Consider the following 21095-nt stretch of genomic DNA (forward strand, 5'->3'; position numbering starts at 1 on the left):
TTATTTAGCAATCACTTCTTTGTAAACAGACCACAATATTCCCGTTGTCGCTGCAAATTTATAAATATCTTCAAGGCCGATAGTAAACTTTTTGGGAACTTCAACGACTGTTCCGGAAACTATTCCTAAATCATTGAGTTTTAGATTTTTAATTATCGTTTTTCTAAAATTCAGGTGAGTCTTTTTAGAGCCAGAGTAAACCTTTATTCTGCTTAGATTTGCGTCGGGAAGAGGACCACCGCTTATTGCTATTAGGTCACCAAAGCTAGCAAAGGATGGGAGGTAGTAGATGCCAGGCTTATTTACTCTTCCTATTATAGAGATACGATATAAAACAAAAACTGCTATGTCGGGTTCTTTTAAGTATTTTGAGTAAGTCTCAATGAAGTACTCCCTTATATTGCTTTCGTCAATGAATGCGACATTTACCCGGCCAATATATGGCAATTCTGCTGTAGTATCCCCGAGCACAAAGATCGTGTCATTAAGCTCTTTGTAATTCGTTGATTTTATTGCTATGGCATCTCCGGGGACTAATGCTATCAAAGAAAGAAGCAATGAACTAAACATTAATCCTCCTTCACAATTTTAAGCTTTTTTATAAGATTGCTTAGTGAGTTAACATTTTTCCCAGTTTCATGGTGATAATACTTGTAGTACCTGTAATGGCTTTCTGCTCTCTTGTAAAAGTTTAAAACGAAGCCCAAAAGTCGGATGTTCTCCGGAATAGAAGTTGCAAATTCAATGAGTAATTTTTTAGGTGTGTAATCCGCTCTGACAACAAGTAACAATTGCCCTGCGAAATCTGCAAGTGTATTTACCTCAGCAACTGGAAGAGCTGGTGGAGTATCAAGGATTACGACGTCAAAATTTTCTGTTAGCAATTCCCTAATTTTCCTGAGATCGAAAACCTCCAGAATTTTTAAAACATTCAAGGAATTTTCCCCGGCTGGGAGAATGAACAGGTTTTGGTGGAAAGAAGGATAAGGTTTTAAGATGTTTTTTGTTACAAGCTCTGTAAATCCGTGTTCATTGGGCGTCTTGAAGATTTTATGTAGAGAAGGCTTTCTAAGATCTCCGTCAATTATGAGGGTTTTGTGCCCAGCAAGGCTGTAAGCGATAGCGAGATTTGCAACGATCGTTGATTTGCCTTCATTCTCTATAATGCTTGTAACGGCGATTATCTTTGGAAATTCTTTCGTCAAAATGTCTATATTGAATCTGAGTTTTTTGAAGGCTTCAGCTTCGGGACTTAACGAATTTTTGTGAAGAATTAGATTATTATATTTTTCTCCATCATTGTTTGCAAATGGTGGAATTTTTCCTAAACAAGGTTTCCCTAATATCATTTCCACTTCGCTAGAGAACTTTACAGAATCATCAATATAATAAAGGGCGAGTGTCAGGAATAGGCCAAGTAGGCCACCTAAAATTATACTGATGAATATTGTCTGAACCTTCCTTGGTAAAACAGGGGAAGAGGGAACTATTGCAAAGTCGACAATTCTGACATCGGAAATTTTTGAGGCCTCTTCTATTTTGGTTTGTTCGAGTTTTTCTAAAAGGAGGTTATATATTCCAGAGAGGGCTTGGATTTTTCTCTTTATTTTACTGTACATTAAGGCATTCTCAGGGAGTGTTGATATTTTGCTTTCAAATACTCTTAAAGCAGAATCAATTGCGGCATTTTTAGCCGATAAAGTTAGTAATTCGACCTGATTTTTAATTAGTTGCTGTATTAGTTGTTGAAAAACAGGATCGGAGGTAGATGGTATAGATTGTTCAATGGATTCCTGCTGTGCTTTGCTCAGCGAACCTTTTATTTCACTTATTTGATTCTCAATTGCTTTGATTTCAGGGTTTTCTGGGTTATATTTTTCCAAAAGTGAGGCCTTTTTAAGCTCGAGCTCGTAAAGTTTACTTGTTAAGGCAAGGATTCGTGGGTCTCCGCCGGTTTCCAGGCTGGTAGCAATTTTTGCGTATTCCTTAAAATACCCCTTACCTTGAATCTGTTCCTTTATAATTGATAGTTCTCTTTCGACCTGTGCTTTTTCAATTATGTTTCTTGTCTTTTCAAATTCTAAATCGTTTAATTTTGAGAAGATGTCTTTCAAGCTTTCTGATATATTTTCGAGCGCTATAAAATTGTATGTTCCTAGTTTATTTTTTATTGCAGCTAAGTCTTTTTCGTAATCAGTCAATTCCTGTTCAATCTTTGTTATTTGCTCTTCCAGGAACAGTCTCAAGGAGCTTGCTTGTAGTTTTGCATCTTCCAGGGTGAATTCATAATAGCCCTTAGCAACGTATTCGGCTATGTTTTTCGCTAAGATTGGATCTTTTGCACGTGCTTTAATTACTGCAATAAAGGACTTACCTTCCTGAGAAACCTTGATATTTCTGGAAAGGCTCTTTATTGCTGAATTCAAAGGTTTTATAACGAATTTTAAGGTTTTACCATATGCCTTCTCGTTAATTGGGACGACTTTCAAGGCAATATAATCAGTGGAGATGAGTCTCCCATAAGGTCCTTCGATAAGTTTTACACCCTTTTGGTCAGTTATTGAAAACTTATCCAAAAATAAATTAAGTGCATAATTTCCTGCTGGTGCTGAGTCGCTTATTGTCAGAGAATCTATTCTTATGTAGTTGTAAAGCTTTTTATCTAATGGTTCAAATCTTAGGTTTAATTGGTCAATTACCTTTTTTAAAATTGTTTTAGATTTTATTAACTCAAGTTGGGTAGGAATGTCGTTCCAGGGTTGCGTTACACCTGCGAGCACCATTTCAGAAACAGAAGACGCCCCTGGAAGTCTTATCTTTGTTTCGGATTCGTAAACGGGCTGTTTAAGTAGAATGTAGAGGATAGCGAGAAAAACGGTAGCGGCAAAGGCTAAAATGCCATATTTACCTTTCCTTATTAAAGCTTCCTTTAAATCCTCAAAACTAAACTCTTCGTTGTTCATATCTTTTATTATATATTCTCAGGGAAGAAAAACCAAAATACCAAGGTCAGATATGTTTAAGGTGTGGTTTGAAAAGTTGTCGAAAAAGTTTTAAATTATTAACTGTGATGAAAGTAAATAAGGTCCTTGCTAAAAAATTCGAAGAACTTGCAAATGCCCTCGATTTCTTGGGCGAGAATCCTTTTAAGATTCGTGCCTATGTAAAAGTTGCAAGGGTACTGGAAGAACTTCCTGAGGATGTTACGGAAATATATAGAAATCAGGGGTTTGAGGGGCTTGAAAAAATTCCTGGTATAGGGGAAGGGATAGCCAAAAAGATAGTAGAGTTTATAGAAAAGGGTACATTTGAAAAGTATGAAGAGGTGATGTCAAAAGTTCCGACGGATCTTCTTAAATTGATGGATGTACCCGGTATTGGTCCTCGAACATTGAAATTGGTTCACGACAAATTCAAAGTTACAACCGTGGAAGAATTTATCAAAATTCTTGACGACCCTCGCATTCTTTCTTTACCTGGCATGGGGGAGAAAAAAATCGAAAATATCAAGCGGGGACTCGAACTCTATTTCAGTATGCAAGAGAGAATTCCTCTTGGTATCGCTGTAAGTATTGTAGAGGAAATTATAGAACATATGCGTGAATTGGGGAAAGTTGAGCTGATTTCTGGGTGTGGTTCTTATAGGAGAATGAAAGAGACTGTCGGTGATATTGATATATTGGTGGTTGGAGAAAATGGCGCAGAAATTATTGATCATTTCACGAAGTTCCCTTCAGTGACTGACGTTCTGGCCTCTGGAGAGACCAAAGGGTCTGTGATAATTGATGGAAAGTATCAGGTTGATATGAGGGTGGTTGGAAGAGAGTCCTGGGGAGCGGCCTTACAATATTTTACTGGCTCAAAGAATCACAACATCAAGTTAAGGACAATAGCAAAGGCTAAAGGATTAAAGATTTCTGAATACGGTGTTTTCAGGGATGAGAAGTTCGTAGCAGGTACTGAGGAGGAAGAAGTTTATAATGTCCTCGGTTTACCATGGATACCTCCTGAGCTGAGAGAAGATCAGGGAGAAATTGAGGCTGCGATAAGCGGTAATCTGCCCCTTTTGGTGGGATACAATGATTTAAAAGGAGATCTTCATGTACATTCTGACTACTCTGATGGTACTTCAACTCTTGAGGAACTGGTAGAGTATGCAAGAAGACTTGGCTATCAATATTTAGGTGTATGCGATCACTCGAGGTCTGTTAAATATGCTGGTGGTTTAGATATTGACGAGCTAAGGGAAAGAAACAGAGAAATAGATAGGATAAATAAACTATACAAGGATTTCAGACTGTTGAAAGGTGCTGAAGTTGATATTTTAAGCGATGGTCAGTTGGATTATCCGGATGAAGTGCTTCGTGAACTTGATTTTGTAGTAGCTTCCATTCACATATGGAAGAAGAATGAGGATGCTACCTCAAGGATTATGCGGGCTATGGAAAATCCCTTTGTCACAATTATTGGGCACCCAACAGGGAGACTTATTGGGCAAAGAGAGGGTTATCATGTGGATATTGATGCTGTAGTTGAAAAAGCAGCGAAAACAAAAACTTTCTTGGAGATAAATGCCTACTATGAACGACTTGATTTTAACGATATTAATGCCAGAAAGGCCAAAGAAAAGGGGGTTTTGTTAGTTATAAATACAGATGCACACCACGTCGGTCAACTTCAAATGATAAAATTAGGGATCGGCCAAGCGAGGAGAGCATGGCTTGGGCCTTCGGATGTGGTCAATACAAGAAACTTAGAAGAAGTTATAGAACTTTTAAAAATTAAGATCAAATAAGATATTCTGCTGGGTCAATTCCATATTTCCATGGTGATTCTACTTTGACGATTTCTATTTCAGATTGACTTAGGTCAAGGGTTCTGTGAATCTGGTCTTTTCCTTCAGCATCTTTTATAACAAGTACAACCGGCTTATGTAATTTTTCGGGATCTTGAGGTTGTCCCACCACCAGTGCCCATTCTCCTGTAGAGAGAAACACAAGACTTCCCAGTGGATAAATCCCGAGTAGATTAATGAAATGCTTAGAAAGAAGTGGATCGAAAAGTTTTCCCGAATATTTTACCAAGTAGGCGATTGCTTCGGAGGGCGACATTGGAATAGGATTATAGAACCTTGGGGTCGTTACAGCATCGTAGAAGTCCGCGATTTGAATAATTCTTGAATAAAGTGATATACTGTTTTTCACGAATTCTGGATATCCAGAACCATCGTATCCTTTTTGATGCTCTAAGATAGATAGTAGAATTGGTGCCGTTTCTTCAGAAAGACCCATTAAATCAAGAGTTATTCTAAATCCATTGATGGGATGAGTCTTCACAATTTTCCATTCCTCCTCTGTGAGGAGTGATTCCTTTTTAAGGATGTTTCTTGGTATGTTTATCATGCCTATATCATGGAGTAATGCTGCCTGACCTAATTTCAACAGTTCTTTGCTTTTTAAACCTATTCGAACGCCAAGGGAAAGGGATAGGATCGCGGTATTAACAGAATGGTTGTAAAGAAAGTCATCATAGTTTTTAACGACTGTTAATCCAAGAAGCAGGCTTTCAGAGGTTTTTAAGGTGTCAATGAGATAGAGGACGCCAACGGTAAATTTGGTGTGACTTGGTTTTGACACGCCCCCAGGGATGGAAATATTTTTGACCAGGTTTATTGTTTCGAAGTAAACTTGTTTCACTCTCTTTTTAGGATCAACTATTTCAGTTGGTTGAACTAACATGGGTAGAATTTTTATGGAAGCCACGCCTAAACTTGCGAGATTTTCTCTCAAGTTCTCGGAGTTTGTGACTTCTTTTGATAATTGCTCAAGGAATATCCCCAATTCCTGAACAGTACAGTTTTGACTTATCTTTATTCCTCCGATTCCCTTTTCTTGGAATAGATCTACAACTTGTTTGATAAAAGGAAAATTGACAGAGGAAATTTTTAGTCTTTCACCCATTATATAAATGTGTAATCCTCGAAGAACGAAATTAAATTCATCGGCTTGTTTGAGACTCTCCGAAAGTATTTCAAATAATTCGCCCAGACTTTTCTCGCTTACGTTGTGTTTGATATCATAGAGTTTCACGTTATTATACGCAGAGAGAAATTTAACCAGAATTCTATTCATGTAATTTTCGTCAAAAGTCGTCATCCTGTCACTCCTTAAACTGTTTCAAGGCTTCTGAACACATTTCTCTAATTTTTGAATCTTTCGTTTTTTTAACCGCTTCTATTAGAAGTAAATAAACTTTTCGTTTATTTGATTCTACCAAGGAGTTGATTAGAAACTGGAGTGTCTCGTAATATTTTTTTGACTTTGTTATTTTGTTTAGCAAAGACAAATTCTGTGTGAGAATATTTCTCAGAGCTTCTTCGACTGCAGGATAGTCGATATATTCGGGTATAAGACTCAAAAACTGTTTCTTTTCCAGAACATCAAATTTGAAAAATAGTTCATCACTTTTAAGCCTTTCAACGATCAGGTTTACAAAAGATTTTCTTGGATTTCTCTTCATTTCCAGATAAGTGGTCATTCTTACCGATATATCATCATCGTAAAAAAATGGTGTTAAGTCACCTTCAATGGCCGAAAGCGCCTCCAAGAGGTTCTTTTTAAGATTTTTGTCTATATTCATTTGAAGTTCTGTCAGGAATTCCTTGGCTTGACTGTATTTTCCTACAGATATAAATTCAAGACCGGCCGAAAGGATCTTTTCGTTTTTCTTGTTAGTCACGATGTATTTCAAGATCCGATTTGGTTCAAAATTTTGCATGTTAATCATAGCTCTGAAGATTAATTGTCTTTGACTCTTCTGAGGCAGTTCTGCCGCGATTTTGAAAAGCGCGAGTGCTGCATTTGAATCGAGTCCGGATAAGAGTAGTTCAAGTTCTTTCGGCCTGTTATCAATGTGGTTCCTTATCATATTTTCAATCAAAGATGGTTCAGAAATTCTCTTGAGCAAAAGATCAATGGCCCGTGCTTTTTCAGTGCTTTGTAATTTTATCTTCAGGGTCTTGAGATCGTGAATTACTCTTGAAACCTTGCTAATCCCGGAGTCGTTTATTTCGAGTAAAATAAACTCTTCAAGTGCTTTTAGTAGTGATTCAATTTCTTCCACTGATTCCAGCTCGATGATAGTATAAAGATAGTATAACACTTTTTCTAAATGGTTGGTTTCCCTTTCTTTAGCAATCTCTTCGTTTAGCTTTTGCTCTTCTTCAAAGGATATCGTGAAAACCTCTCTTGATTCAATTATGATCGGTATCTCTATAGTAGCAGAAATAGGTCCCTCATATTCTACAGGTTCTGATGATGGTTCTTTTTCTTTGAGTTTCAGCAAATCCTGATATGTTTCTGGGACTACCACATTCTGGTCTTGTAAAAACTCTGGTATGAATTCGAAGGAAATACCACTATATTCTCTTAGATTTATCTCATAGATTAAAGCAAATTTGTCATTTGATGCATATGCATTTTGTATTGCTTCGAATAAATTCTGAAGGTCAGTTGCAGTGATATCTTGAGTAATGGAAATCCCCCTGATTCCATGTTTATACATTACCCATGCCAGATTATCATCGTCTTCACTTTCTTTCCAGATAGTTTTCCCTTCTAAATCAAGAACTTCTCCTTTATCAAATATGAATTCTATTTTTGTTGTTCTGGAAATGTTTATTTTTAGGTTGTCCCATAATTGCCTTAGAAAATATTTGGGAATTTCGTGCCCTTTTGGATAAATTTTATAAGCCCGAAAGGTTTTATTAAATAAGTTAAATAAATCAGCCATCATATTGAATGCTAAAATTTTATATCAACTTTCACTTTTATGCAAATTTTCAATGAGTGGTACGAGGTTGGTTAATCTGTACTTATTCATTTCTTGTCGTAGCTGCTTAATTTTTGATTCTTTTAAGGCAATATCGGTGTCGCCTATTAATTTGTACTGGATCACACTTAGAAGTATTTTTTGTATTGGAAGACGTATGATGTCGAGTTGAGTTAAGATTTCTTCTATCATATAGTACTTTTCGAGATTATCAATGTCTCCATTATAGACGATGTTTCCAAATTCAAAAATTAGCGAACTTTCACGGATCGCCTTTATTCTTGGGTTATCTCCTCTTTGTTTAACAATTTGACGGCCTTTCTCCATGTTATTCTTCAGATAGTGGTAGATAAGGAGTGTGGAATTATAGTGGGCAAAGTCAAGGATATTTTCGGTGCGCCCTTGTAAAACAAAAAGTACTCTGTTTACTAAATCATCGAGAAGTTCATCTTTTTTAAGAGATGTTAGCAAAAGAAAGGTGTAAAGGAGTAGAATTAATATTTCCGAGTTTGAATAAGTGTAATTTGCTTTTTTTAAACTATTAACGCCATTTTTGGGGTCTCCAATCATGAGCTCTGTTATGCCTTTCAATATTTCCAGCATATTCTTAATTTTATACCACTCAAGGTTTTCTGGTACCTTCAAGTTGGAAGGAAGTTCATCATAAGTGTTTATATTTCCAATATAAATATTTGTAACCCAGGAGTAGATTTTTGTCAGGAAGAAGATTTTTCTTTCACCGATTTGCTGTAGAATTTCTGATGAAGTTGCGAAATTGGTTAAAGCGCCAAGGCGTTCTCCCAGATACCCCAAGTTTAGAATACCTAAATTGAATAGGATAGTTCCTCTTAAGAAGTGGTTTGGTATGTCTTCTGCGATGCTACGAGCTATATTTAGTAGCTTCTGTGCTTGTGCAAATTCACCCTGTTCCCTCTTAATGATGGAGTCAAAAATTAGTAACCAAACATAACTATCCTCGTCGTACTCTTTTTTGATAATATTTTTAGAAAATTCTATTTCCTCACGAGCATGATCATATAGACGGGAATCCAAGAGTATTTTAGTTTTTCTGAGCTTGTATTCTGGAAGTATTAGTTCATCAACTTTGGATTCGGCTTCGTTTAATAGTGTTATTATTTTTTCCGTTAATTTTTTGCCTCCAATATTATTTATGTGTTCAATGTTTACTTCTGCGTATTTGGCAAATTCTATAGGTTTAGCGTTTTTCATTCTTTTGGTGCTCATTTCGAGAGAAGCTTCGTCAAATTCATAAGGATTCTTTTCCAAAATTGCATAATTTTTATAGGTTTCAAAGAATGTGGATGGTAAGTGGTTTTTGTAAGCTTCGAGGTTTGCTATTAAAGTATGAAGATTCCCACTTTGATAATTAATTTCAACTTCGATCTGATAACAATTGCTGAGAAGGTAGAAATCGCTAATTTCTGTAGCGATATTAATTGCCTTCTTAATTTTAACCTCGGCCTCATTGAAGTGCCCGACTTTAAGAAGTGCTTCAGCGTAGCGATAGTAGAGGTCAAAGATCATACTCTTATCAACCATTTCATTTTCACTTCCTGAAATTTTTTCAAGAATTTCTTCAGCTTTTCTTAGCTTTGAGCAGGCAGCTGAATACATCCTAATATTTGCGAGATTGATTCCTGACTTATAATTATAGTACAGGGCTTTCTCTAAGACATCGCTCAGCTCAAAATGGTATGCAAGACTTTCATAGAATTCCTCTAAGTGGTTAATGTAAAGTTTTTCAATTGCTTCCCCTACTTTTTTGTGTAATTCTTTCTGCTCCTTTCTGAGTAGCAAATTGTAAGCTGCATCACGAACAAAGGAATGCTTAAATATGTAATGGTCTTCTTTAGTTTTGTCAGCATAAGCGATGCCAGATTCTTCTAATTTTCTTAAGTGAAATCCAAGATCTTCACGTTGCCATATTTCCTCTAAAATTTTTTTACTAAATTCTCTCCCTATTACCGATGCTATTTTGGCTACTTGTTTGGTGTCAGGTGGAAGTTTGTCAATTTCTTGGAGGAATAGATTAGTGATTTTATCAGGAATTGATGCCTCGTTCAGGTTTTTAATCAGCGAAAGTTTTCCATCTTTTATTTGGAAAAATCCGTCCTTGTAAATTCTTTCGATTAGTTCTTCTATAAATAGAGGGTTGCCTTCTGTTTTACTGTACACAAGTTCAACAAATTCGGCTGGTAATTCCTGAGCCTCAAGTAGATTTTTAATTAGTTCCTCTGACTCCTCCTTTGTTAAATTTTGTAGCACTATGTTTTCTGTCAACGACAGTTCAGGAAGTAAAATGGTTTTCGTGGGCCTATAGGTTAAAAGGTAAAATATTCTAAGATTTGAAGTCTTTTCTATTAAAAATCTTAGCAGGTCAAGGGAGGCTTCATCAATCCAATGGATATCTTCGAATATTAAAAATAAGGGCCTGTTTTGTGAAAGGCTTTTGAATATTTCATAAAAGGCCTCGAAAATGTCTAATTTTTCCTTTAATTTGAACTCGGGGTCAAGCCCAAGAAGGTTTTGTATTACCTTTTCTGCATTGACTGGAATATCATGTTTTTCGAAAGTGTTATGGATTTTGACTCGTTTTGTCTCTTTGTTATCTTCGGGTTTTATTTGTGTTAGTGCCTTTATGATGTCCAAAAAAGGTTCATAAGCAGATTCTTTACTTTGACTTTTACAAAGGGCTTCTAAAATTATATAGTCCTTATATTCTTTACAATACTTTTTGATTTCGTATTTCATTCTTGATTTGCCTACTCCTGCTTCTCCAATTATTGACACTGACGTGCTGATTCCGCTTTCTATTGAATTGAGAAGACTTTTCAATCTTTCAAATTCCCTTTTTCTACCCACAAGTGGTACCAGTTTCCCTTTGAAAGTTGGAAGTGAACCGTATTCCAGGATTTTCGGCTGCACATACTCATAAAGCTTTATAGGTTCTTCCCTTCCCGGTATATTAAATTCTCCTAAGGGCTTGAAATCAAAAAGGTGCGCCGTATATTCGGCCACCCTTTCTGTCACAACTATAGAGCATGGATGTGCAAGGTCATTTATCTTTTCAGCTACATTTACAGTATCACCTATAACTGTATACATTCGTTTCCTTGATCCGCCAGTGTATCCACTGATTACATAACCGTTGTTTATAGAAATTTTAACTTTTATGTCTTCTTTAAGATCTTCTGCAAGCCTTTCTACTGCTGAAAGAATCTCAGTTGAACAACGGATTGCACGTTCAAGGTCGTCTTCATGGGCAATAGGGGCACCAAACAAAATCATCACGCCATCACCAAGGTATTTATCTATAAAACCTTCATATTTATAAACAACTTGTTCGATCGTTTCGAAAATTTCGTTTAACATGTTGAGAACATCTTCTGGGTCCTTGTTTTCGCTAATTCTTGTGAAATTAACGAGGTCAGCAAAAATAACTGTAACAATGCGTTTTTCTGGAAGTATTAATTGCTTCAAAGGTATACCACAGTTGATACAAAAATTGGCGGTTTCGTTATTTTCAAAACCACAATTAGGACATTTCATTTTAGTAAATAACAAATCTATTGTATAACGTCTTTCCGAAATAAGCAAATCAAAAGCAAAATTAATGCATTTGCTGGTGCTATTTGGACGCATTAAAATTAAGCTATGATAGAGACTCTATTAAGTATCGTTATTATTTCACTTATTCCGATGCCAGAGTGGGGCAATTTTGGTAAAGTAGAAGAGGGAGAAGTTGTCTCAGCCAGATTTTGGTTGAAAAACAACACTAATGATACCATCAAGATAGTTTCTATAAAACCATCATGCGGATGTACTTATGCCTTGCAATCTTCAAATGTTGTAAAACCAGGTGATTCAACCGCTGTGGATGTTGAGTTTAATACTAAAGGTTACTCTGGAGAAGTTATGCAATTAGTCAGGGTTAAATACGAAGGAAAAAATAGTGGAGAATTGTATTTAAAACTCAAGGGAGAAGTTATCAAGTCAACCTTGGCTCCCGATGAGCTTATCCGCTATATGAGCGTCTTAATAGATATAAGGGACAAATCTGAATTTGACAAGGAGCATCTTATAGGTTCAATATGGGTTGATAAGAATAGGTTTTTAAGCACAGTTAAAGCTTTAAAGATACCCCGAAATACACTGATTGTTCTGGTGACAAACGACGAAGGTGACAGGCGATTTTTAGAATTATTGAGAAAAGAGGGCTACGGGAATTCTTACATTCTTAAAGGGGGGATTCCTAATTGGAAAAGGAAAATGGGAGAGACTTTAGTTAAAAAGGGAGAAAATTAGGTGCTTACATTTGTGTTGGTTTTACTATTTTTGGGAATCCTTATAGCGGTTCACGAGTTTGGTCATTTTATTGCCTGTAGGATTCAACGCATTGGAGTGGAGGAGTTTTCAATAGGCTTTGGTCCTCGACTGTTAACTTTTACCGATAAGGTAGGTACGAGATATAGTTTATCTCTGATTCCCTTTGGAGGGTATGTTAAAATAAAGGGAGAAGAAAAGTCCGAAAACCCAGAACCAGGTGATTTTTGGATTCAACCTTTTTACAAAAAAATTTTCGTTGTTATCTCTGGTCCTGTTTTTAATCTTATCCTTGCTCTCGTGGTGTTTGTACTTGGATATTCTCTGGTAGGGTACGAAACCATTCCTATTTATAGAGTTTATAAAGTAAAGAGCGAAAGCGCTTCTATTCAACCAGGTGATAGCATCATCGCTATAGATGGCAAATTTGTCAATACTATAGAAGACCTTTATTACTACTTCTCAAAAAGAGAAAAGCATATTTTGTTAATTGACCGTTGGAATCAGAGAGTCACCATAGAATTATTGGGCAAAAACTTTGATTCACTGGGGGTTATCTTTGCAATTCCACCTATTGTAAATCGGATTGAAAAGGGAAGTCCTGCACATAAGGCAGGTCTTAAAAAAGGTGACAAGATTGTAAGGTTTAATAACACTCCCGTTTCATTGTGGCAAGAGGTTGTAGATTCTATAAGAAGTTATCCCGGAAAAGAGATAAGCCTTGCCGTTGAAAGAGGAAGAGATACTGTTGAATTTTTAATCACTCCGTTGGTTGAAACTACGCCAAATAATGAAAAAATCGGAAGGATAGGTATTACCGCACCGTCCGTAAGGAAGAGGTTAAATATATTTGAAGCCGTTAGAGTTTCTATAACGAGAAGCCTTGAGATAACTTGGATTTACATAGTGTATCTCCTGAGGCTGATTAGGGGCAAGGTTCCTTTATCAAATCTTGGGGGTCCTATAATGATTGGAAAGGTTATATACACTGCATCAAGTTATGGACTTTTCCAGCTTCTTTATCTTTTGGGCTTGATATCAATAAATCTCTTTATAATAAATTTGATACCATTACCCGCACTGGATGGATGGCACTTTCTGGTTTACTTGGTTGAAGGTATTACAAAGAGAGAACTGTCGCCACAGGTCAGGAGGGTTTTGCAGCTTATTGGATTTACTTTTCTTCTAATTTTAATGGTTGTGATTGCATTTTTTGATATTTTGAGGATTGTTCGTTAAAATTAATGCAAGTAAATATTTTAAGTTGATATCGGGAGGTTAATATGGCAAATGGAAAAGAGCTTGAGAGAGTGATTGCAACCGATTGTGGAAGTACGACAACTAAGGCTATTTTAATTGAGAAAAAGGAAGAGGGTTACAGGTTAATAACCAGAGGGGAGGCGCCTACTACAGTTGAAGCCCCTTATGAGGACGTAACAAGGGGAGTCTTAAACGCTTTTAGAGAGGTTGAGGAATTAACCGGTATTACCATTCTTGATGGTGAAACGATTATTAAGCCCAAAAAAGATGATAAAACTGGTGTGGATATTTATGTATCAACTTCTTCTGCCGGTGGTGGTCTTCAGATGCTGGTTTGTGGTGTCGTTAAAAGCATGACAGCGGAAAGTGCTGCAAGGGCTGCTTTAGGGGCTGGTGCAATTGTTATGGAAGTGATCGCTTCCAATGACGGTAGAATGCCACATGAACGTGTTGAACTTATCAGAAGATTAAGGCCGGATATGATATTGCTTGCCGGTGGCGTTGATGGAGGTACTATAAAACATGTTGTTGAACTTGCAGAATTAATTAAGGCTGCTGATCCCAAGCCGAGGTTCGGAACGGGATATAAGCTACCTGTTATATATGCTGGTAACAAAGATGCAAGGGAGGAGATACAAAAGATACTTGGAGATAAAGTTGCCCTTTATATTGTAGATAACATCAGGCCTGTTCTGGAGAGGGAGAATTTAGGACCGGCGAGGCATAAAATCCACGATCTTTTTATGGAGCATGTAATGCAGCATGCTCCAGGATATAAGAAACTGATGAGCTGGACTGACCACCCTATAATGCCAACCCCGGGTGCGGTGGGCCTTCTTGTTGAAAAAGTGGCAAGAAATGAAAATATAGATGTGCTCGGGGTTGATATAGGGGGTGCTACAACGGATGTATTTTCGGTTTTTGGTGGTGTTTTTAACAGAACGGTTTCTGCTAACTTGGGAATGAGTTACTCCATTTCTAACGTCCTTGTTTCCGCTGGTGTTGAGAATATTTTAAGGTGGGTGCCGTTTTCTATTGACGAGAATGATTTGAAAAATAGGATTAGGAATAAGATGATTAGACCTACTACGATTCCTCAGACACTTGGGGAGTTAATAATTGAGCAGGCGATTGCCAGAGAAGCACTGAGGTTGGCCTTTGAGCATCACAAAACGATGGCCGTTGGCTTAAAAGGAGTTCAGCAGGAAAGAACAATATCTGAAGCCTTTGCCCAGACTCTCTCAGGCGCTACCCTTGTAGATATGATGTCCCTTGCTTTGATTATTGGTTCGGGTGGAGTTCTCTCCCATGCACCCCGCCGCGTACAATCTGCTCTTATGATGCTGGATGCTTTTCAGCCTGAAGGTGTTACGATGCTCTCTGTCGATTCCATATTTATGATGCCTCACTTGGGGGTTTTATCAGAAGTAAATGAAAAGGCTGCAACGGAGGTATTTGACAGGGATTGTCTCATTCGCCTTGGCTCTTCAATTTGCCCTGTGGGTCTCGATAAAGAGGGTAAAAAGTGCATAGATATCGTGATTCTCAAAAAGGATGGTACAAGAATTGAAAGAAGTGTGAATTTTGGGGAATTGGTAAGAATCCCTCTTGAAGTTGGTGAGAAAGCAAAGGCAATTATTGAGCCTACTAAGAATTTTGATGTTGGTGCAGGTAAGGGAAAAAGGCTTGAAACCGAAGTAGAAGGTGGAGTTGTGGGTCTAATTATTGATTGTCGTGGAAGACCTTTGAACATCCCATCAGATCCAAAGGAAAGGGTAGAGAAATTGTCTTCCTGGGTGAGAGCTCTTGATGTCTATCCAATAGAGCCTTACGAAAAACTTCTGAAGAGATAAAGCGGTCTCAAGGAAGAGACGGGGATAACAAGGCCTTTTTATAATGTCGGTAAGGCAGGGTGATAGTTCTTTTGAGTATCTTTTAGGCGATTTAGAACACATTTCTAAAAATTTAACCCCGGAAGAGGAAAGAGAATACCTAAAAAGAGCTAAAGCGGGTGACAAAGAGGCCATTGAAAAAATCGTTGTAGCATGCCTTCCCCAAGTTTTTGAAATAGCTAAGTATTTCGCAGGTGTGTTTCAGCTGGGAAATGACGTAATTCCAGATCTTGTTAACGAAGGGAACAGGGGAATTCTAACAGCTATCAAAAGGTTTGACTTTTCCAAATCCAACCGTTTTTTCTCTTATGCGTGGTATTGGGTTAGGGATTATATGATAAAATTTATAAGGAGTTATCTTGGGGATGTAAAATTTCCCGAAGCGGTCTTAAAAAAGTTGAGAAAGATAAGGAAAGCCGAAGCTGATCTGATTGCTAGAAGTGGAAAACAACCCACTGATGAAGAGCTTTCAGAGGTATTAAATCTTTCTCCTCATGAAATAAGAGCGTTGCGTTCAATTTATCTTTCCTCAAGGAGCCTCGATCGTGGTCTTGAAACGGAAGAAGAGGAGAGTAGAGAAAACTTAGTTGATATTTTGGAACAAAAGGCCCTTCCCTCGCCAGAAAAATACTATGCAGAAGTTAAGATGCACCAACTAATAAAGGAAATTTTCAGTTTTTTGAGTAAAAAGGAAGCTGAAATAATAAAACTTTATTTTGGTTTTGAAGATGGAAAAAAGCATACCTTGGAGGAGATCGGAGAGAGACTCGGAATATCAAAACAAAGAGTATCCCAATTACGTGATAGAGCCTTGAAACGACTCAAAGAAAAGTTTGGAGAGCGGATTGTGAATCTTTTCCGAGAACTATATCGAGAAGAGTAATAACTTTAAAATGTTTTTCGCTACAATAAAGTAAAATCAGTAAATTCCTAACTTTCAGGAGCTCACTTTTTATCTTGAAGTATTTTAATCCCTGGCAAATCAATCCCTGCTAAAAATTCAAGGGTGGCACCACCGCCAGACGATACATGGCTGAAGGCATCTTCATCGATTTTGGCTTTTTCAAGGACCGTAAGGGTGTCACCGCCTCCTATAACAGAAAACAGACCTTTTGATGTTTTATAAGCCACCGCTTTTAATAACTCTATACTACCTTTAGCAAATTCTTCAATTTCAATTACTCCAAGGGGGCCATTCCAAAAAAGGGTGCCTGAATCTGGAAGTGCAGAAATATATCGTGTAACGGTTTTGGGACCTATATCCACACCAATCATGTCATCAGGTATTTCTTTAACTGCCTTGTAGGTGCAACCTTCTTCCAATTTATCGGCTACCACGTGGTCTTCAGGAAGAATGATCTTTTCTGTGGCCAAGAATTCCTTTACTTGGTCTAACATATCTTTATCGAGAATTGACTTCCCAATTTTTTGTCCGAGAGCGTAAAGAAAAGTGTAAGCCATTCCACCACCGATCATCAAAGCATCTGCTTTAGGCAATAGATACTTTATTATTCCTATTTTATCCTTTACCTTTGCACCACCGAGAATTACTACAAATGGATGTTCAGGATTGTCTCTTACCTTAGATAGCACTTCAATTTCTTTTTTCATCAGAAGACCTGCAAGACGGATTTCCATGTATTCAGCCATGCCGTAAGTTGAAGCATGTGCCCTGTGGGCGGTGGCGAAGGCGTCATTTACATAAACATCAAAGTATGAAGCCAGCTTTTTCGAAAATTCAGGATCGTTCTTCTCTTCTTCTTTATAAAATCTTACGTTTTCCAGCAATAAAATTTCTCCATCATTTAGTTGTTGGATAGCTTTTTCGACTTTTTCACCAATACAATCATCAACAAATTTCACTTCTCTTTGGATAATCTTAGAAAGGTGCTCTGCAACGGGTTTTAGAGAGTATTTCAGATCTTTTCCTTTGGGACGCCCTAAATGGGAGGCGAGAATTACCTTGGCTTCCCTGTCAAGGAGATAGGTGATTGTTGGTAGCGTTTTTCTAATTCTTGTGTCATCTACAATTTTCCCATCATTGTCGATAGGAACGTTGAAATCTACCCTTACGAAAACCTTTTTGCCCTTAAATAAATCATCCGATACGTCTAATATGGAGAGCTTATTGAGGCTCATAATCTCTCCCCAACATATTCGATTAGGTCCACCAACCTTGTAGAATAACCCCATTCATTGTCATACCAACCGTAAACCTTTACAAGTGTTCCGTTTACTACCTGCGTAAGGGTAGCGTCGAAAATTACAGAGTGTGAATCGCCGACAAAGTCTATGGAGACGAGGGGTTCCTCGCAATACATTAAATATTTAGAAGCAGACTTTTTAAATGCTTCATTAACTTCTTGGGGTGAAGTTGCTTTTTCTACCTCACACGCGAAGTCCACTATGGATACATCTGCTACGGGTACCCTTAGAGCATGTGCCTCTATTTTTCCTTTAAGTTCCGGGTATATTTCAAAAATGGTTTTGGCTGCCCCTGTGGAAGTTGGGATGATTGAAAGTCCTGCAGCTCTTGCTCTTCTTACATCTTTATGAGGCTGGTCAAGGATTCGCTGATCGTTGGTATAAGCATGTACGGTCGTCATGACGCCTCTCTTAATATGGAAGTTTTCATGAAGTACTTTTACTAAGTGTGCAAAGGCATTTGTGGTACAAGAAGCGTTAGAAATTACATGGTGCTTCTCCGGGTCGTAGATGTGTTCATTCACTCCCATTACTATGGTTGCATCAATCTCACCTTTTGCTGGTGCAGAGATAATAACTTTCTTAACTGTATCTTTTAAATGTACTGAAGCTTTCTCCTTATTGGTAAATAATCCTGTTGACTCTACTACGATCTGGGCACCTACCTCACCCCAATTAATTGCTGAAGGATCTTTTTCCTTGAAAACTTTGATGCGTTGGGAGTCCACGATAATATAATCTCCCTCTACCTTAACTTCCTTATCGTATTTGCGAAAAACGGAGTCATATTTTAAGAGTGTGGCAAGAATCTCAGGCTCTGCAAGATCATTAACTGCGACAAACTCAAGGTTTTTCCTTTCAAAGCCAATCTTTAAAATTTGTCTTCCGATTCTACCAAACCCATTTATTGCCACCTTTACTGCCATTGTGCCCTCCTTCTTACAAATTAAATGTTTTCTGCCCTTTCTTCCTCTATTTTTCGTTTAATTTGCTCTGCCAGATTTTGAGCAAGTGATTTTATTTTCTCTCTGTTTTCTCTCCCCGTTGATGGGGAGAAAAGTAAGCCTAATATTGCTCCAACCAGCACGCCCCCTATGAAGGGTAATACGAGGTTTTCTTTTTCTTCACACATTTTATTCCTCCCTTCTTTTTTTGATTAGGGTGCTTACAAGTTTTAAAAAAGAGTTTATTGGGATTAAAAGAGATGAAATCTTTGATACCTGTCTTACGCCCTTTTCAAAGTCTTGACTTATTATTCTTACTTTTAACGTGGTTATTCTTAAATTCTCCAAAATTTCGGGAATTTGAGCCTCAAGAATATCTACAAGCCTATTAATCTTTTTCACACTCTCGTTCAATCGGAATAGCAGAATGATCAAATAAATCTGCATTCCAATAAAGACCCCTAAAGCTAATATTATTAAAATACCAATCGCCACATTCATATTAAAACTTATAAGGCTTAACCCTTAGTTAGTCAAACGGCATTTAAATTTTACAAATTGTTTGTAAGTCAAATAGCAGCGAACTTCATCTGAGCTTTTAATTAACTATACTCGCTTTTTTGTTTGGAAACAGGAGTTTATAATTTAGAAAAAGGAGTTGTTTATGTCCTTTGATAAGGAATTTTTAACAGAGGAGGATTTGGCTCAACTTGAAAAGCTGGGCAAGTTAGTTAGAGGCGACATTCTAAAAATGACAACCCTTGCACGGTCAGGGCATCCTGGTGGGTCTATGTCTTCCTGTGATATATATTTGGTAGTGTGGAAATATGCACGGGTAAATCCTAGTGATCCTGATTGGGATGATAGAGACAGAATTGTAGTCTCTCACGGTCACACATCCCCCGGAGTTTATGCGGTTCTGGGAAGGCTTGGATTTTTTGATATAGATGATGCCATAGCATACTTCAGACTTGCAGGTTCTCCTTTCGAAGGTCATATAGAAAGAGAAATTCCCGGTGTGGAATGGACGACTGGTAACCTGGGACAGGGGCTTTCTGCAGGGGTTGGATTTGCTCTCGCTGGAAGAATCCTCAATAAGGATTATCATGTTTTCGTTTTGATGAGTGATGCAGAGCAGGCTAAAGGTCAGGTGGCTGAAGCAAGGAGGATTGCAAAGAAATACAATTTAACCAATATCACCGTGATTATTGATTACAACGATAAACAAATTTCTGGAAATGCCCATGATGTGATGCCTGTAAACATAAAGGCGAATTATGAAGCGGATGGATGGAAGGTTTTTGAGGTAGATGGTCACAACTATCAGGAGATTTACCAAGCTATAAGAAAAGCGCTAAATGAGAAAGATTATCCTGTCTGTATTATTGCTAAAACTGTTATGGGCAAAGGCGTTTCTTTTATGGAAAATGTAGAGGCCTATCATGGCAAACCCCTGACAGTGGAAGAATACCGGAAGGCTTTAAACGAACTTGGAGTGGAAGACAATCTGGAATATTATGTGGAAAAGAGAAAATCAAAACAATTTCCCACCTTCGGGAGAAAGCTAAAATACCAAGTCAACTTCAATAGTGCAGAATTCAAAATTTATAACCCGGCTGAGAAGGTTGCAACAAGGGTAGCGGTAGGTGAACAGCTCACAAGGATTGGAAAAGCAAATCTGGTTAATCAAAGATTCACTCCTTTTGCGGTTTTTGATTGTGACTTAGCAGAATCATTAAGATTTGTCGAGTTTTCTAAACATTTTCCTCAATATTTCTTTGAATTTGGTGTTCAGGAGCATTCAACTGCAACAGTCGCAGGTGCTTTAAGTACTCAGGGTGTGATAGGTGTATTTGGAGATTTTGGGGTTTTTGGCGTTGATGAAACATACAATCAGCACAGGCTAAATGATATAAACCATACTAACCTCAAATTAGTTATTTCTCACATAGGCATTGATGTTGGAGAAGATGGTAAAACCCATCATTGTATTGACTACATTGGGATATTGCGAAACCTATATAACTTTAAACTCATTATCCCTGGAGATGCTAATCAGGCTCAAAAGGCTTTGAATTACATTATGAGCGAATATGGAAACTTTGTTATAGCGGTAGGACGTTCAAACTGGCCTGTAATTCCTGATAGAAATGGTTTGCCCTTTTATGGAGAAAATTATGTGTTTAAATACGGTGTCGCAGACATCATTAGGTATGGAATCCATGGAACCTTGATTGCTTATGGCCCTACTTTGGCGATGGCCCTCGAAGTTTTCGAGAGATTGAAAAGCAATGGAAAAGAGCTTACAGTTATCAATATTTCAACGCCTTTTTGCCTTGACGAGGATGTTCTTTTAAGGGAGGAAATAGTAAAAAGGCCCATTTTTGTTTATGAAGACCATAACATACGCAGTGGATTAGGAACAATACTCTCAGATTTTTATCTTTCTAAAGGGAAGTGTGTTAATGTTTTTAAGTTTGGCTTAGAAAATTATTCGGTTTCAGGAGCAGCAGGAGACCTTTACGAAGTAAACAATCTTTCACCTTCAAAGGTTTCAGAGAGAATTCTTGACATTTTAAAAAGTTTGGAATAAACTGAATTAAATACGGAAGAGGAGGTG

The 21095-nt window shown here is 37.5% G+C and carries 15 protein-coding genes; 6 read left to right on the top strand and 9 right to left on the bottom strand.

Going from position 1 to position 21095, the window contains the following annotated elements; translation table 11 throughout:
- On the bottom strand, positions 1-570 hold the full coding sequence (locus QMD82_01380; protein MDI6850576.1) for an SLBB domain-containing protein: 570 nt from the start codon (positions 568-570) through the stop codon (positions 1-3).
- Entirely contained in the window at positions 570-2963 is a 2394-nt protein-coding gene (locus tag QMD82_01385; GenBank protein MDI6850577.1) for a polysaccharide biosynthesis tyrosine autokinase, read from the bottom strand. The genes QMD82_01380 and QMD82_01385 overlap by 1 nt, the downstream gene beginning before the upstream one ends.
- Positions 2964-3070: 107 nt before the next feature.
- On the opposite strand from QMD82_01385, the gene polX reads away from it, so the two are divergent.
- Positions 3071-4795 (top strand): DNA polymerase/3'-5' exonuclease PolX, encoded by a 1725-nt coding sequence (gene polX / locus QMD82_01390; protein MDI6850578.1) that lies wholly within the window; start codon positions 3071-3073, stop codon positions 4793-4795.
- On the opposite strand, the gene QMD82_01395 is transcribed toward polX, so the two are convergent.
- The 3 genes from QMD82_01395 to QMD82_01405 are packed head-to-tail and all read right to left on the bottom strand — an operon-like array spanning position 4788 to position 11331.
- Positions 4788-6155: an HD domain-containing protein gene (locus QMD82_01395; protein ID MDI6850579.1), complete on the bottom strand. Its 1368-nt coding sequence runs from the start codon at positions 6153-6155 to the stop codon at positions 4788-4790. The genes polX and QMD82_01395 overlap by 8 nt on opposite strands.
- A gap of 4 nt (positions 6156-6159) precedes the next feature.
- Positions 6160-7794 (bottom strand): hypothetical protein, encoded by a 1635-nt coding sequence (locus QMD82_01400; GenBank protein ID MDI6850580.1) that lies wholly within the window; start codon positions 7792-7794, stop codon positions 6160-6162.
- Positions 7795-7815: 21 nt separating this feature from the next.
- On the bottom strand, positions 7816-11331 hold the full coding sequence (locus QMD82_01405; protein ID MDI6850581.1) for an adenylate/guanylate cyclase domain-containing protein: 3516 nt from the start codon (positions 11329-11331) through the stop codon (positions 7816-7818).
- A gap of 174 nt (positions 11332-11505) precedes the next feature.
- Between QMD82_01405 and QMD82_01410 the strand changes: the two genes are divergently transcribed.
- The 4 genes from QMD82_01410 to QMD82_01425 are packed head-to-tail and all read left to right on the top strand — an operon-like array spanning position 11506 to position 16209.
- Positions 11506-12156, top strand: coding sequence for a DUF1573 domain-containing protein (locus tag QMD82_01410; GenBank protein MDI6850582.1), 651 nt, complete (start codon positions 11506-11508; stop codon positions 12154-12156).
- Positions 12157-13413 carry an RIP metalloprotease RseP gene (rseP, locus tag QMD82_01415; protein ID MDI6850583.1) on the top strand — a complete coding sequence of 419 codons (1257 nt, stop codon included), beginning with the start codon at positions 12157-12159 and terminating at the stop codon, positions 13411-13413.
- A gap of 44 nt (positions 13414-13457) precedes the next feature.
- Complete coding sequence (locus QMD82_01420; GenBank protein MDI6850584.1) at positions 13458-15287, top strand: glutamate mutase L; 1830 nt, start codon at positions 13458-13460, stop codon at positions 15285-15287.
- A 43-nt stretch (positions 15288-15330) separates the two neighbouring features.
- Entirely contained in the window at positions 15331-16209 is an 879-nt protein-coding gene (locus QMD82_01425) for a sigma-70 family RNA polymerase sigma factor (protein ID MDI6850585.1), read from the top strand.
- A gap of 62 nt (positions 16210-16271) precedes the next feature.
- Here QMD82_01425 and QMD82_01430 read toward each other — a convergent pair whose 3' ends face one another.
- Genes QMD82_01430 through QMD82_01445 form a run of 4 tightly spaced genes read right to left on the bottom strand, consistent with a single transcriptional unit; the run spans position 16272 to position 18976 of the window.
- Positions 16272-17465, bottom strand: a complete 1194-nt coding sequence (locus QMD82_01430) for a phosphoglycerate kinase (GenBank protein MDI6850586.1) — start codon at positions 17463-17465, stop codon at positions 16272-16274.
- Positions 17462-18457, bottom strand: coding sequence for a type I glyceraldehyde-3-phosphate dehydrogenase (gap, locus tag QMD82_01435; GenBank protein MDI6850587.1), 996 nt, complete (start codon positions 18455-18457; stop codon positions 17462-17464). Before gap ends, QMD82_01430 begins: the two co-directional genes overlap by 4 nt.
- 20 nt (positions 18458-18477) lie before the next feature.
- Complete coding sequence (locus QMD82_01440) at positions 18478-18663, bottom strand: YtxH domain-containing protein (GenBank protein MDI6850588.1); 186 nt, start codon at positions 18661-18663, stop codon at positions 18478-18480.
- Between the two features lies 1 nt (position 18664).
- Positions 18665-18976 (bottom strand): hypothetical protein, encoded by a 312-nt coding sequence (locus QMD82_01445; GenBank protein ID MDI6850589.1) that lies wholly within the window; start codon positions 18974-18976, stop codon positions 18665-18667.
- Positions 18977-19139: 163 nt separating this feature from the next.
- Between QMD82_01445 and QMD82_01450 the strand changes: the two genes are divergently transcribed.
- Positions 19140-21068 (top strand): transketolase, encoded by a 1929-nt coding sequence (locus QMD82_01450; protein MDI6850590.1) that lies wholly within the window; start codon positions 19140-19142, stop codon positions 21066-21068.
- Positions 21069-21095 lie beyond the last annotated feature (27 nt).

It is taken from the genome of bacterium (assembly GCA_030019025.1).
Classification (GTDB): Bacteria; Hydrothermota; Hydrothermia; order UBA1063; family UBA1063; genus UBA1063.